General features: G+C 71.7%; 10 protein-coding genes and 1 pseudogene. 5 read left to right on the forward strand and 6 right to left on the reverse strand.

Going from position 1 to position 14,094, the window contains the following annotated elements:
* The first annotated feature begins 1 nt into the window (after window position 1).
* The gene (locus ACYVJE_RS07195) at window positions 2–2,083 is read left to right on the forward strand and encodes an acetate--CoA ligase family protein (protein WP_461143827.1); all 2,082 of its coding nucleotides are present in this window, start codon (window positions 2–4) and stop codon (window positions 2,081–2,083) included.
* The gene (locus ACYVJE_RS07200; RefSeq protein ID WP_461143828.1) at window positions 2,076–2,861 is read left to right on the forward strand and encodes a carnitinyl-CoA dehydratase; all 786 of its coding nucleotides are present in this window, start codon (window positions 2,076–2,078) and stop codon (window positions 2,859–2,861) included. The genes ACYVJE_RS07195 and ACYVJE_RS07200 overlap by 8 nt, the downstream gene beginning before the upstream one ends.
* A 2-nt stretch (window positions 2,862–2,863) precedes the next feature.
* Here the strand turns inward: ACYVJE_RS07200 and ACYVJE_RS07205 are convergent, their stop codons facing one another.
* Both ACYVJE_RS07205 and ACYVJE_RS07210 read right to left on the reverse strand, forming a co-directional pair.
* A complete protein-coding gene (locus ACYVJE_RS07205) occupies window positions 2,864–4,513 on the reverse strand; it encodes an amidohydrolase (RefSeq protein WP_461143829.1) in 1,650 nt (549 codons plus the stop codon).
* Window positions 4,514–4,656: 143 nt separating this feature from the next.
* Window positions 4,657–5,179: pseudogene (locus tag ACYVJE_RS07210) on the reverse strand (APC family permease); the annotation flags it as partial.
* 217 nt (window positions 5,180–5,396) lie between these two features.
* Here ACYVJE_RS07210 and ACYVJE_RS07215 point away from each other — a divergent pair.
* Window positions 5,397–6,329 carry an MBL fold metallo-hydrolase gene (locus tag ACYVJE_RS07215; RefSeq protein WP_461143830.1) on the forward strand — a complete coding sequence of 311 codons (933 nt, stop codon included), beginning with the start codon at window positions 5,397–5,399 and terminating at the stop codon, window positions 6,327–6,329.
* On the opposite strand, the gene ACYVJE_RS07220 is transcribed toward ACYVJE_RS07215, so the two are convergent.
* Window positions 6,271–7,239, reverse strand: a complete 969-nt coding sequence (locus tag ACYVJE_RS07220; protein WP_461143831.1) for an AraC-like ligand-binding domain-containing protein — start codon at window positions 7,237–7,239, stop codon at window positions 6,271–6,273. The two genes, ACYVJE_RS07215 and ACYVJE_RS07220, sit on opposite strands and share 59 nt — an antisense overlap.
* Before the next feature lie 211 nt (window positions 7,240–7,450).
* Between ACYVJE_RS07220 and ACYVJE_RS07225 the strand changes: the two genes are divergently transcribed.
* Both ACYVJE_RS07225 and ACYVJE_RS07230 read left to right on the forward strand, forming a co-directional pair.
* A complete protein-coding gene (locus tag ACYVJE_RS07225; protein ID WP_461143832.1) occupies window positions 7,451–8,899 on the forward strand; it encodes an aldehyde dehydrogenase family protein in 1,449 nt (482 codons plus the stop codon).
* A gap of 106 nt (window positions 8,900–9,005) precedes the next feature.
* A complete protein-coding gene (locus ACYVJE_RS07230) occupies window positions 9,006–9,740 on the forward strand; it encodes a hypothetical protein (RefSeq protein WP_461143833.1) in 735 nt (244 codons plus the stop codon).
* Here the strand turns inward: ACYVJE_RS07230 and ACYVJE_RS07235 are convergent.
* The 3 genes from ACYVJE_RS07235 to ACYVJE_RS07245 are packed head-to-tail and all read right to left on the reverse strand — an operon-like array spanning window position 9,729 to window position 14,094.
* Complete coding sequence (locus ACYVJE_RS07235) at window positions 9,729–10,796, reverse strand: electron transfer flavoprotein subunit alpha/FixB family protein (protein WP_461143834.1); 1,068 nt, start codon at window positions 10,794–10,796, stop codon at window positions 9,729–9,731. The two genes, ACYVJE_RS07230 and ACYVJE_RS07235, sit on opposite strands and share 12 nt — an antisense overlap.
* A 3-nt stretch (window positions 10,797–10,799) precedes the next feature.
* On the reverse strand, window positions 10,800–11,564 hold the full coding sequence (locus tag ACYVJE_RS07240; protein WP_461143835.1) for an electron transfer flavoprotein subunit beta/FixA family protein: 765 nt from the start codon (window positions 11,562–11,564) through the stop codon (window positions 10,800–10,802).
* 13 nt (window positions 11,565–11,577) lie between these two features.
* Window positions 11,578–14,094, reverse strand: a complete 2,517-nt coding sequence (locus ACYVJE_RS07245; protein ID WP_461143836.1) for a GcvT family protein — start codon at window positions 14,092–14,094, stop codon at window positions 11,578–11,580.

Genomic DNA, 14,094 nt, shown 5'->3' on the forward strand with positions numbered 1-14,094 from the left:
GATGGCGACGAGTGACGACCGGCGCCGGCTGATGGCACCCCGGCACATCGCGATGATCGGCGGGGACGCCGCCGCGGAGGCCGTGCGGCAGTGCCGGGAGGTCGGTTTCTCCGGCGAGATCTGGCCGGTGAACCAGCACCGGAGCAGCATCGGGGGACTGCCGTGCTATTCGAGCGTGGGCGAGCTCCCGGCCGGCCCCGACGCGGCGCTGGTGGCAGTCCCCGGGGAGAACGCGCCCCCGGTGGTCGGTGAGCTCTCCGAGCGCGGCGCGGGCGGGGTGGTCTGCCACGCCTCGGGTTTCGCCGAGCACGGACCGCGCGGCGCCGAGCTGCAACGGGCCCTCGTCGCGGCGGCGGGTGAGATGCCGTTGATCGGCCCGAACTGCATCGGCGTGCTGAACTACCTGGACGGTGTGGCGCTGTGGCCGGACCAGCAGGGTGGCCGGCCCGTGCAGCGGGGCGTCGGGATCATCACCCAGAGCGGCAACATCGGCCAGAACATGACGATGCAGCACCGCGGTCTGCCGCTGGCCCAGCTGATCACGGTCGGCAACGGGGCCGGTGCCGGTGTGGCCGAGCTCGTCGAGGGCATGCTCGACGACCCCCGCATCACCGCGATCGGCCTGCACCTGGAAGGCGTCGACGACGTGCCGGGACTGTCCCGGGCGGCGCTGCGGGCCCTGCGGCAGCGCGTGCCGATCGCGGTGCTCAAGTCGGGGGCCTCCGAGCTCGGTGCGCAGCTCAACCTCAGCCACACGAGCTCGCTGGCCGGTGACGACGAGCTGTGCGACGCGCTGTTCCGCCGTTTCGGCATGGCCCGGGTCCACGAGGTGCCCGCGTTCTTGGAGACCCTCAAGTTCCTGCACGTGCACGGGGCCCTTCCGGGGCGCCGCATCGCCTCGGCGAGCTGTTCCGGCGGTGAGGCCTCGCTCGTGGCCGACCTCGCCGAGCGCTGGGGGCTGACCGCGCCGGAGTTCCCGACCCCGACCGCGCAGCGGCTGCAGGACGTGCTCGGGGAGCGGGTGGCGGTGGCCAACCCGCTCGACTACCACACCTACGTCTGGGGCGACCTGCAGGCGCAGACGGACTGCTTCGCGGAGTTCCTCGGCGCGGGGATGGACTGCCACCTGCTGGTGCTCGACGTCCCGCGGGGTGATCGCTGCGATCCCGCGCACTGGTCGACCACCGCGGAAGCCTTCCTGGCGGCGCGGCGGAAGACCTCCGCGGTGTCGTGCGTGGTCAGCAACCTCCCCGAAAACCTCCCGGAGCCGATCTGCGAAACCCTGGTGCACGGCGGGATCGCACCGATGCACGGCCTGCAGGACTGCCTGGCGGCGGTGCGCGCGGCCGCGGACATCGGTGCGGCCCAGGAGTCGGCGCAGTCCAACACCGCGCTGGACGGACGCGCGAACGTCCTCCCCGGCGGCACCGCGTCCACCGTGGACGAGCACACGGGCAAGAGCGTGCTGGCCGAGCACGGCCTGGAGGTGCCCGGAGGTCAGCTCGTCCGGCCGGACCAGGCCGCGACGGCAGCGGCGGGATTGGGCTTTCCCGTCGTGGTGAAGGCCAGCGCGGCCGACCTGGTGCACAAGAGCGATGTCGGCGGGGTCCGGGTGGGCCTCTCCGACCGCGGGGAGGTCGAACGGGCCGTGGCTGCCATGTCGGGCCTCGCCGACGAGTTCCTCGTGGAGCGGGTGGTCGACGGCGCGGTCGCGGAGCTGATCGTCGGCGTGCGGCGGGATCACCGGTTCGGCGCGGCGCTGACGATCGGTGCCGGCGGAATGCTGGTGGAGCTGATCCGCGACGCGGCCACGCTGCTGCTGCCCACCGGGCGCGCGGAAGTCGAAGCGGCGCTGCGCGGACTGCGGATCTGGCCGCTGCTGGCCGGGTTCCGCGGACCGGCGGCCGACGTGCCGGCCGTCGTCGACGCGATCACCGCGATCGCGCAGTACTGCCGCGACAGCCCCGGCCTGGTGGAGCTGGACGTGAACCCGCTGCTGGCGCTGCCCCGCGGCCGCGGTGCGGTCGCGGCGGACGTGCTCATCCGGCGCGATGACGACGATGCGGAGAAGGACGATGGCTGAAGCGGTACGACTCGAGGCCACTGGCGGGGTGCTCACGATCACCCTCGACCGGCCGAAGGCGAACGCGATCGACGTGACCACGAGCAACGCCCTGTACGAGGCGTTCGACCGGTTCCGGCGCGACGAGGAGCTGCGGGTCGCGGTTCTCACGGGCGGGGGCACGCGGTTCTTCTCCGCGGGGTGGGACCTCAAGGCAGCCGCGGAGGGCGAGGCGATCGACGCCGACCACGGGCCGGGCGGGTTCGCCGGGTTGACCGAACTGTTCGAACTGGACAAACCGGTGGTCGCGGCGGTCAACGGGACGGCGGTGGGCGGTGGTTTCGAGCTGGCGCTGGCAGCCGACCTGATCGTCGCGGCCGACCACGCCGAGTTCGCGTTGCCGGAGGTCACGATCGGCGTGGTGGCCGACTCCGGCGGGGTGCTGCGGCTGCCGAAAATCCTGCCGCGAGCCGTGGCCAACGAGATGCTGCTGACCGGGCGCGGGATGGCGGCCGCGGAAGCGCACCACTGGGGACTGGTCAACCGCGTCGTCCCGGGGTCTGAACTGCTGCAGCGGGCGCACGAGCTGGCCGAGCAGATCGCTTCCGGAGCGCCGCTGGCGACGGCGGCCGTCAAGGAGATCACGCGGGCCACCGCCACCACCGACGTCGAAGCGGGTTTCCGCTTGATGCGCAGCGGCGAGCTGCCGGCCTACGCAGCGGTGCTCACCTCGTGGGACGCGGCCGAGGGGCCGCGCGCGTTCGCCGAGAAGCGGGCCCCGCGGTGGCGGGGGTGCTGAGGTCAGCAGCGCCGGTGCACCCGGTCTCCCGCGAACCACGTCTCCAGCACGGTGGTGTCGATCAGGGAGTCGGTGGCGACCGCGAAGGGGTTGCGGTCGAGGACGACGAAGTCGGCGGACTTCCCGGGAACCAGTGAGCCGGTCACGGCGCCCAGGCCCATCGCGCGCGCCCCGTTGATGGTGAACACGGCGACGGCCTCGGCGAGGGTGAGCGCCTGCTCCGGCCAGAGGGCGCCCGGGTGCTGCCCGGTCGGATCGCGGCGCGTGACGAGCCCCTGGATGCCTTCCCACGCGTTCGGGGAGGGGCTGACCGGCCAGTCGGTTCCACCGGCGACCAGCGCTCCCGAGTCGACCAGCGCGCGGTTCGGCTGCATCCGGCCCGCCCGCTCGGCGGGGAGCACCTCGGCGATCGCGGAGGGGATGACGCCCGGGGTCCAGAGGAACGGGGAGATGTCCGCCGCGACGCCGAGCTCGGCGAAGCGCGGGAGGTCGGAGGGGTGGACGAACTGGCCGTGCGCGACCTGGATCACCGGCTCGGTGCGGCCGTGCGCGCGCACCTGCTCGGCGGCGTCGAGCACCGCGCGCACCGCGGCATCGCCCGTGCAGTGCACCTTCGCGGACAGGCCCCGGCGTGCCGCGTCCAGCAGGACGGGGGCGAGCTCGTCGACGGGAACGGTCGTGCTCCCGCGGAAGCAGCAGCCGTGCACGTCGTCGGGGAGGTACGGCTCGAGGAACGCCGCCGTGCGGGTCGGCGGCACCCCGTCGAGGAAGACCTTGACGAAGTCGGGACGGTGGTGCTCGGTGCGGAACTGCTCGGCCCGGTCGAGCAGTTCCGCACCGATCGGGTCGAAACCGAAGACCGGGTCGTTCGCCAGCATCGAGCTGACCACCCACGCCGACAGCCGGCCCGCGCGGTCCAGTTCGGCCAGGGCGCGCATGATGTCCACTGACACCCCCGCGTCCTGGAACGCGGTCACACCGCAGCGGTGGAGCGTGGCGATGCCCGCGGCGCAGGACCGCCGGTGCTGTTCGGGACTCAGTCCCCCACCGGCGCGCATCGCGCGCTCCACCGCGGTTCCCGCCGCCTCCAGCAGGACTCCGGTGGGCTCGCCCGTGACGGGATCGCGCACGATCCGGCCGTGCTCCGGGTCGCTGGTCGTGGCGGTGATACCGGCGAGTTCGAGGGCAGCGGTGCTGACCCACCGGTTGTGCTTGCTGTCGTCCGTGAGCGTCACCGGCCGCCCGCCCGCGGCCTCGTCGAGGGCGCGCCGCGCCGAGGCGTGGCACAGCTGCTCGACGAGCGTCGAGGCCCAGCTGCCGCCGACGATCCACTCGTGCTCGTCGAGCCCCGCGGCGTGGGATCGCACGGCGCGGAGGAGGTCCGTGACGCTCGCGCCCTCGGGCAGCCGCAGCTCGAACAGCTCGGACCTGCCCGCGAGGGAGTGGTGGTTGTGCACGTCGACGATGCCGGGCATCACGAACGCACCGCGCATGTCGCGCACCGCTGTGCGCCGTCCGCGGTAGTCGTCGACGTCCGAGCGCGTCCCGACGGCGAGGATCCTGCCGTCGGCCACGGCGATGTCGCTCGCCCAGGGCAGCGAACCTTCCGCCGTGTGCACAACAGCGTTGGTGATGAGCAGGTCGGCGTGCACGGCTGTGCTCCGTTCGTCGCGGGGCGGGGGGATCGTGCTAGTGAGCCGGGTCGACGTCGTGCGGGTGCACCGTGCTGCTGAGCAGGCGCCCGTACGCTCCGAAGGTGAACTGCACAGGGAGTGCCCCGGTCTCGTCGAGGCCGAAGTTCGAGCACGAGGCACACGCCGAGCACGGTCGCGCTGAACCCGATTCCGCGTCTGCTCAGGACGAGCGCGATGAAGACGGAGACGAGGCTCCACACGATCCAGGGCAGGTCCGCCCCCGAAGACGTCGTTGACCGCAGTGGTGGTGAAGAATCCGCTGGTGCCGATCGCGCCCGCGACGAAGCAGTTGTACCCGAGCATCGCGGCGAAACCGGCCACAAGTCCTGGTGGCCTGCCGAGTCCCTCGACCACGAAGGCGTAGAACCCTCCCGCGTTGCTCATCGTCTTCGACATCTGGGCGTCGCCGACCGCGAACAGCAGCAGCACCGCGGTCGCGGCGATGAACGCCGCCGGCATCCCGCCGCCGTCACCGACCGCGATGCCGATCCCCGCGATCACGACCATTCCGGTCAGGGGTGCTACCGCGGCGAGCACGAGGGAGACGATGCCGGGAACACCGAGCACGTTCCTGGCCGGGTCCGTGCCACCGTCCCGGGAGCACTGCTGATCCGTAGGGCGCATCGCGCTTCTCCGGAGCGGGAGGGTTCGCGTGGTGCCGGTGAGTATCGAGCCCGAAAGGCACCCGGGGCTTGTCCGTGAGCGCGCGAACCTGTGCCGGCAGTGCACGAAGAGCCCGGAGTTCGACTGGAACCGGGCACGATGGCCTCCGCGCTCCGGTGCCCGAGCCAGCTGTGCGCCGACCGCGGACCCGGGTTCCCAGAACGGACAGGAGGTAGAGATGTGCGTGCCGTGCGCTGTACCCGCTGATTCCGAGAACGCGCCTTCCGGTCCTGTGTCGGCGGCGCTCAGCCGGCGTGCGGTGCTGGGCGGCGCGGGAGGGATCGCCGTGACGGCTGGGCTCTCTGCGTGCTCGCCGGGCCGCGGGCCGGCGGAGCCGGCGAGCACGAGTGCCGTTTCCGATGCCGGCGTGCAGGGCGCGCGCTCGGAGCTGGAGCTCGTGCTGCTGGGCACGCAGGCGGGTCCGCCGATCGAACAGGCCCGGGCGGGCATCTCCTCGGCCCTCGTCGTGGACGGCGCGACCTACCTCGTCGACTGCGGGCGATCAGCCACGAGCCAGTTCGCCAGGGCAGGCCTGTCGCTGCGATCGCTGAACTCGATCTTCCTCACCCATCTGCACGCTGACCACGTCAGCGATTACTACAACTTCTTCCTGGGCGGCGGGCACGTTCCGAACACCTCGGGGGACACGCTTTCCGGGCCGATCACGGTCCACGGTCCCGGCCCGGCCGGCGAGTTGCCCCCGAAGTTCGGTGGTGGCGCAGCGCCTGCGGTCAGTCCGGACGATCCCGCGCCGGGAACGGCCGCCATGACGCGGAAGTTGCACGAGGCCATCGGCATCCACGACCGGAGCGTGTCGCGAGCGGAACTCGAGCACATGCTGCAGTCCCACGTCCGGGTCGAAGAGGTCGGAGCAGTGGCGCAGCGGGCGGCGCGGGGGAGCTCGTCCTCTCGCACATCGCGGAGGTCGGCTCGACCGAGCTCGACGTGGACGAGTGGGGCGAGTGGGCCCAGCGGGGCTACGACGGACCCGCGGTGGTGGGCGAAGGCCTGCAGCGGTTCAACCTCGCTTGAACCGCCGGGATCGTCGGGCGTCAGGGCTCGCCGGCACGTGCGCGCGCCTGGCTCGGTGGATGTCCGAACTCGGCCTTGAACACGCGGCTGAAGTGCGCGGCATCGGGGAACCCCCACCTGGCCGCGATCGCGGCGACCGGTCGGTCGGCGTGCACGGGATCGCACAGCTCTCGCCGGCAGCGGTGGAGCCTGCGCTCCCGGATCCAGCCGGCCACGGTCGTGCCGTGCTCCTTGAAGACGTTGTGCAGGTGCCGGGTCGAGACGTAGTGGGCCGCGGCGATCCGGGCCGGACCGAGGTCGGGTGAGGCCAGGTGGGCGTCGATGTAGGCGCGGACCCGGCGCATCAGCCCGTGGCGGGGGTGCTCCGCGGCGTGCCCGGGATCGAGCTCGCGCGCGTACAGGGTGGTGATCAGGCCCAGCGTGTGGTGCGCGACCCGCGCTCCGGTGCCACCGTCGAGCTCCTCGAGGTTGTCGACCAGCCGGGCCAGGAACGGCGCGATCATGCTGCCGACGCCGTTCTCGCCGGACATGCGCACGGCCGTCAGCTGGCTGAGCATCCCCGGCGGGATGTCGACGAGGTTCTTGCCGAACATGAGGACCAGCGTGCGGAAGTCCTCGCCGAAGACCAGCGAGTAGGGCCGTTGGGTGTCGTAGATGGCGATATCTCCCGGTTGCAACCGCGCCTCGCGGTCGTCCTGGACGAGCAGGCCGCTTCCGGACAGCAGCAGGCTGAGCTTGTAGTAGTGCCGGTCCGACCGGGCGATGAGCTCCGGGGTGCGTTCGACCACGTGCGGCGTGGCTGCGACTTCCGAGACGTGCAGGCTGTCGATGTCGCGGGAGCGCAAGCGACCGCGGAACGACTCGGTGCTGCCGGTGGTGACCTGCAGCGGTACGAACGAAGCCGACACGGCCTCGCGGAAGGCGCTGAAGTCCGTGGCGACCGAGGTCGTGACGTCGCTGGCGGGACTGGCCTGTCCGGCACCGATCACAACGCACCTCCGTTGGTCTCGGGAGGAGTGCACTCCGCGGGATCGTGCACACGATCCGTGATGCGGATCGCTTGTGCAAGGGTGCTGTCCGGCGGCCGTCACCCCGAACTGCGTGCACGTGCGGACAACGAGCGGACGCCTCTGCGCAAGACGGGAGCTCGTCGTGCGCGGATCCTTGAGCAGCACGGACTGATGCGGGAGGGAGCGGAGCGTGGAGACTCGAGGGCAGCTGTTCGTCGGGGGCCAGTGGGAGCCGGCAGCCGGCGGGGGTGAGCGCAAGACGGTCGATCCGGCCAGCGGCGAGGTGCTGGGGGTGGTCGCCGAAGCCGCGGAAACCGATGTGGACCTCGCCGTGGCAGCGGCGCGCAAGGCCTTCGAGGACGGTGCGTGGCGGGGGATGCCGGCGGCCCAGCGGGCGCGGGTGCTGTGGCGAGTGGGCGAGCTCGTCGACGAGCACGCCGACGAGCTGGCACGGCTGGAAACACGGGATCAAGGGCAACCGCTCGGCGTGTCCTCGACGGTGAGCGTGCCGATGGCGGCCGAGCACTTCCGGTACTTCGCCGGGTGGTGCACGAAGATCGAGGGCAGCACGACTCCGGTCTCGGTGCCCGACACCCTGCACTACACGCGGCGCGAACCGCTCGGGGTGTGCGCCCTGATCACCCCGTGGAACTTCCCGCTCATGATCGCCGCGTGGAAGATCGCGCCCGCCCTGGCGTGCGGGAACACCGCCATCGTGAAACCGGCCGAGCACACGCCGCTGACCACGATCCGCCTGGTGGAGCTGTGCCGGCAGGCCGGAGTCCCCGCCGGGGTCCTCAACCTGCTCACGGGCGGGGAGGAAGCCGGCCGGGCACTGGTGCGGCACCCCGGCGTGGCCAAGGTGTCGTTCACCGGCTCCACCGAGGTCGGCAAGCAGATCGTGCGCACCTCGGCCGACGACCTCAAGCGCGTGACCCTCGAACTGGGCGGCAAGGCCCCCTCGGTGATCGCCGCCGACGCCGACGTCGACCGCGCGGTGGCGGGCAACCTGCAGGGGGCTCTGCTCAACTCGGGTCAGGTCTGCGCCGCCTACACCCGCTTCTACGTCGACCGGCGGCGACACGACGAATTCGCCGACAAGATCGCGAGCGCCGCCGCAGCACTCGAGATCGGTCCCGGCTTGGACGAGCGGACCCAGCTCGGGCCGCTGGTTTCGCAGGAGCACCTGCGCCAGGTGGCCGACCGCGTCGACCGCGCTCGAGCGGACGGAGCGGTACCGCTGACGGGCGGAACGATGCCGGAGGGGGAGTTCGGGGGAGGTTTCTTCTACCCGCCGACGGTGTTCGCCGGACTGGGCCAGGACGCGGAGATCGCCCGCGAGGAGGTGTTCGGTCCGGTGCTGGCGGTCCTCCCCTACGACGATCCGGCCGAGCTGTCCGAACTCGCCAACGACACCGACTACGGGCTCGCCGCCTCGGTGTGGACGCAGGACCTCGCGACGGCCCACCGCCTGGCGGCGGACATCCGCGCGGGTTCGGTGTTCGTGAACACGTTGCCGCTGCTCGACGCCGCCGCCCCGTGGGGAGGGTTCAAGCAGAGCGGGTGGGGCCGCGAGATGGGCCCGCAAGCCCTCGAAGCCTACACCGAGACCAAGGGCGTGTGGATCGGTCTTACCTGAAACACCGCACCCGGACACTCCCGCCCTCCCGGGAGAAGTGCTCCGTTGAAAGGACCGAGATCACCACCACGTCCGAGCACGTAGCGGCGCCCCCGAGACCGGAGCGGTGGCCGCGCCGGCGCACCCGTTGGATCCGCTGACACCGGCCGAGATCCGCCACACCCGGGAGATCCTCGTCGCCGCTGGCCTCGTCACCGAGACCACCCGCTTCCCCCAGGCGCAACTGGTGGAACCTCCCAAGAGCACCGTTCTCGTCTTCACCGCCGGGGACGCGTTCGACCGCCGGGTGCGCTGCGTGCTCCTGGACATCGGCACCGGTGAGATCGCTGAAACCGACGTCTCGCTGTCCCGGCAGGTCGTCGTCCGGCAGGAGACCGTCGACCCCGTCTCGCACGGCCAACCGCCGATCATGGGTGAGGAGTTCGCGGCCGTCGACGAGATCGTCAAAGCCGACCCCGACTGGCGGGAGGCCGTGGCCCGCCGCGGCATCCGCGATCTCGACCGGGTGTGCGTCTGCCCGTTGTCGGCGGGAGCCTTCGGGATCGAGGGGGAGCGGGGCGGGGCGGATGCTGCGCGCGCTGTCGTCTGGCAGGCGCACGAAGCCGACTCCCCGTGGGCGCACCCCATCGACGGCGTCGTGGCCTACGTCGACGTCACCGAACACCGCGTCCTGCGCGTCAACGACGATTCGGTGCGGCCCGTTCGGCGCTGCCGGCACGCACCGGTGCGTGCCCGCCGCCGGAGGCAGACCCCGCCGCCCGCTCCGCGAGTGCGGGATCTGCCGAATCCGGACGCCGAATCCTCGGTTCGGTCGAGGGCGTGCCGGCGATCAGGTCGGTGAACCCGCGTTCGCCGATCCCTGCGCCTCGACGACCGAGTCGCCGCCCCCGACGGGGGACTCCTCCCGGGGGCGGGGGGTTTGCGCGGCTGCCTGGTCCTGCTGCCGCTCCCGCACCTGTTCGAGCACCGCGGGCAGGACATCGTGCACGTCCCCGATGACCGCGTAGTCCGCGCGGGTGACCAGCGGCGCTTCGGGGTCGGTGTTGATCGCGAGGATGGTCTTGGCACCCATGCAACCCACCCAGTGCTGGCTCGCGCCGCTGATGCCGCACGCGATGTAGAGGTCGGCGGAGATCTTCGTGCCCGTCAGCCCGACCTGGTCGCTGTGCGGCCGCCACCCGGCGTTCGTGGCCACCCGGGAGCAGCCCACGGCACCGCCGAGCAGCCCGGCCAGCTCCTCCAGGTCCGCGAAGCCCTCGGCGCTGCCGACACCGCGCCCGCCGGAGACGATCACGCGGGCCGTGGCCAGCGAAACACCGGAGCCGCGGGACGTGCGGTCGACGAGTCTGCTGTGGATGATCCCGTCGAGGCCTTCGGGGACGAACGTCTCCACGGTCACGTCCGCGGGTGCGCTCACCTCGGCCGCTTCGACCGCACCGGGTGCGAGGCTGGCGAACTTCACCGCCCCGGACAGCTCGGCGTCCTCGAGCAGCATGCCGCCGCCGCGGGACCGGGTCAGGCTCCACACCGGACCCGCGTCCACCGCGACGCAGTTGCTGGCGAACGCCTCGCCCGTGCGCGCGGCCGCGTGGGCCGCGATTTCGTTGCCCCAGTCGCTCGCGGCGGCGAGAACACCGGTGGCTCCGGTGCGGCCGATGAGTTCCGCGAGCGCGGCACCCCGGCACTCGGGTGAGCAGTCGTCCGCGAACGGCCCGTCGATCTGGTGCAACGTGGTGGCCCCGTGCGCGGACAGCGTGCTCGTGAACTCGCCCGCGCCGAACGTGGCCGCGTGCAGGGGGACGTCCAGCTTCCCCGCCAGTTCGCGGGCGAGGGTGAGCGTCTCGCGGGAAGCCCCGGAAACGGATCCGGCTTCCTCTTCGAGGATGACGAGCAGCATGGCTCACACCATTCCTTTCTGGGCGAGGAGGTCCACGACGGAGTCGGCGGCGTCGGACCCGTGCCCGAGCACGACGGTCTCCTGCTCCTTCTCCGGGGGGTGGCGCAGCTGCACCGTGCGCAGCCCGCCCTGCGGAACCTCCGGCTGCAGGGTGCGCAGCGGTGCCTTCTTCGCCCGGAGCCGGCCCTGAACGCTGGGGTAGCGCGGGAGGTTGAGGCCCTCCTTGACGGCGGCGATCGCCGGCAGCGGTGCCTGGTAGATCTCGTAGCCGTCGGCGCTCTCCCGGCGCAGGAGCACGTGCGCGCCCTCGTCGGCGACCTCGATTCCCTTGATGCCGCCGACCACGGGGCGCCCGAGCGCGCACGCGACCCGGATGCCGACCTGGTAGTTGCTCGCGTCGGCCGACTCGTTGCCGAAGAGGACGAGGTCGAAGGCCCCGTTCTCGGACTCCAAGGTTCCGATCGCCTCCGCCAGTGCCGTCGCCGTGGCCTGCGGCTCCTGCGAGGCCTGCTCGACGAGCACGGCGGCGTTGGCTCCCATGGACAGCGCGTACCGCAGTTGCTCCTCCACCTCGGGCGGACCCGCGCTGAGGACGGTGACCTGGCCGCCGTGCTCGGCGGCGAGCCGGACGGCCTCCTCGACGGCGCACTCCTCGTGGGGACCGATGGTGAACCCGAGGTGGCGGGTGTCGATGTCCAGGCCGTCCTCGGTCAGCGACAGCTTCCCGCCGGGTGCGGGTACCCGCTTGATGCAGACGAGTATCTTCATGGTCGTTCCTCCGTCAGGACTTCATCCGCTCGTCGTCGGGGTCGAACAGCGGGGTGCGCCCGGCTCGCGCGACCGTGACCGGGTAGCGCTCCGCCATGTACTCGACGAGCAGCTCGGTGCCCTCCACCGCGTACGGGGCGGGCAGGTAGCTCATGAGCAGGTACTCGCCGAGCGAGGGGGCCGATCCGGCGCTGGTGACGTAGCTCCCGCGGCCCCTGCTGTCGACGATCCGGTCGCCGCCGGGGGTCAGGACCGGCGAGTGCGCCTGCGGGTACCGGCGCACTCCGGCGGAGTCGGTGTGGCTGTCCATCTTCAGCGTGCACAACGTGGCCCCGGGGCCTTCCTCCCTGGCCCTGAGGTAGGGCTCCTTGCCGATGAAGTCGGGCGATTTCACCTTGGGCAGGGCCAGCCCCGCCTCCACGGGGTCGTACTCGCTCTCGAGCTCGGCGCCCATGAGCCGGTAGCCCTTCTCCAACCGGCCCGTCGTGCCGTACACGCCGATCCCCGCGGGCACGACGCCGTGCTCCCGGCCGGCCTCGAACAGCACGTCCCACAACTTCAGCCCCTGCTCGAACGGGGCGTGCAGCTCCCACCCGAGGTCACCGACGTAGGAGATCTTCAGGGCGAGGGTGGGCACCCCGTCGACATCGATCTGCTGCGCCGTGCCGAAGGGGAACGCCCCGGCCGAGACGTCGTCCTCGGCGACGGAGGACAGCACGTCGCGAGCGCGCGGTCCCCAGAGACCGATGGTGCACACCGCCGAGCTCATGTCGGTGAGCGCGACCGACCCGTCCGCGGGGAGGTGGTCGGTGAACCACTTCTTGTCGCGCGCGCCGTCGGCCCCGCCGGCGATGATGCGGAAGTGCTCCGCGCCCAGACGGACGATCGTCAGATCGCTGCGGAAACCGCCGGTGTGGTCCAGGATCGGCGTGTAGATGATCTTGCCGACGTCCTTGTCCACCTGGGCCATCGCCATCCGCTGCAGGTAGTCGAGGGCGCCCGGCCCGGAGACGTCGAACTGCGCGAACGCGGTCAGGTCGATCATGGCCACGCGATCGCGCATGGCGAGGTGCTCGGCGTTGATGATCGGCGACCACCAGCGCGCGTCCCACTCGTGCGGGCGGTCGCTGATGCGGTCGGCGTACTCCTCGAGCAGCGGGCGGTTCGACTCGTACCAGTGCGGCCGCTCCCAACCGCCGACCTCGAAGAACTCGGCCGAGAGCTCGACTTCGCGGGAGTGGAACGGGGAGAGCCGCTGCCCGCGGTTGGACTCCCACTGCTCGTTGGGGTGCACGATCCCGTAGATCTTGTTGAACCCCTCCTTGGCCCGCTCCCGCACGTGCGTCCCGGTGCGCTGGTTCGGGTAGAAGCGGGCGATGTCGGCGCTGTGCAGGTCGATCTCGGTGCTGCCGCGGGTCATCCACTCGGCGAGCAGCCTGCCGACGCCGGGGCCCTCCTTGATCCACACGGAGGCCGCCGACCACAGGCCCTTCACCTCGGGGGTCTCACCGAGGACCGGGCCGCCGTCGGGGGTCATCGACAGCAGACCGTTGATGGAGTGCCGGATCCCCGCCCCGGGGGCGTTCAGGATCTCGGGGAACATCGCGAGGGCGTCCTCCATCTGCGGGTCGAAGTCCTCCTGGGTGAACGGCAGCTGGGTGGGCGAGAGCTGCGCGGCCTCGTAGGAGGGGATGTCGTCGGGATCGTGCAGGATCGCCCGGTGCGCGTAGGAACCGATCTCGAGGTCGGCACCGCTCTGCCGCTCGTACATGAGCGGGTCCATGTCGCGCACGATCGGGTAGCCGATCTCCGAACCGGTCTCGGCGAGCTCCGGGATGGGACCGACGTCGATCAGCTGGTGCACGGCCGGGACGAGCGGGATGCGGGCGCCGGCCATCCTGGCGATGCGCGGGCTCCACACCCCGCACGCGACGACGACCGCGCCGGTTTCGACGTCGCCGCGGTCGGTGCGGACCTTCGAGACCCTGCCGTCCTGCCTGTCGATGCCGGTGACCTCGGTGTTGGCCGAGACGGTCAGCGCTCCGAGCGCCTGGGCCTGCTCCCGCATGAGCGACCCGGTCTGCAGCGGGTCGACCACCGCCGCCGAGGGGCTCCAGAAACCGAGCTTGACGAGGTCCGCGTTGAGGAAGGGCACGAGCTCGGACACCTTCTCGGGGCCGATGAGCTCGGCGTCGATGCCCCACGCCTTCGCCGAGGCCATGCGGCGCTTGAGCTCCTCGACGCGCGCCTCGTTGCGGGCGAGCTCGATGCCGCCCGAGGTGGTCAGCGTGCCCAGCTTCTCGTACTGGTGCATCGAGTCCACGGTGATCGCGGTGATCTCCTTGGAGTGGTCGACGGGGAAGATGAAGTTGGACGCGTGCCCCGTCGACCCTCCCGGGTCGGGGAGAGGTCCCTTGTCCAGCAGCACGATGTTGCGCCAGCCGGCCTGCGCGAGGTGGTAGGCCACTGAGTTGCCCACGATTCCCGCGCCGATGACGACTGCCTCGGCTCGCTCGGGGAGGGTGTTCAT

Source organism: Salinifilum aidingensis (assembly GCF_054782015.1).

Excerpts from the sequence above, each read along its gene's own strand:
- ACYVJE_RS07200 (WP_461143828.1), top strand. The coding sequence starts at position 2,076 with ATGGCTGAAGCGGTACGACTCGAGGCCACTGGCGGGGTGCTCACGATC.
- ACYVJE_RS07235 (WP_461143834.1), bottom strand. The coding sequence starts at position 10,796 with ATGCTGCTCGTCATCCTCGAAGAGGAAGCCGGATCCGTTTCCGGGGCT.
- ACYVJE_RS07195 (WP_461143827.1), top strand. The coding sequence starts at position 2 with ATGGCGACGAGTGACGACCGGCGCCGGCTGATGGCACCCCGGCACATC.
- ACYVJE_RS07240 (WP_461143835.1), bottom strand. The coding sequence starts at position 11,564 with ATGAAGATACTCGTCTGCATCAAGCGGGTACCCGCACCCGGCGGGAAG.
- ACYVJE_RS07215 (WP_461143830.1), top strand. The coding sequence starts at position 5,397 with ATGTGCGTGCCGTGCGCTGTACCCGCTGATTCCGAGAACGCGCCTTCC.
- ACYVJE_RS07245 (WP_461143836.1), bottom strand. The coding sequence starts at position 14,094 with ATGAACACCCTCCCCGAGCGAGCCGAGGCAGTCGTCATCGGCGCGGGA.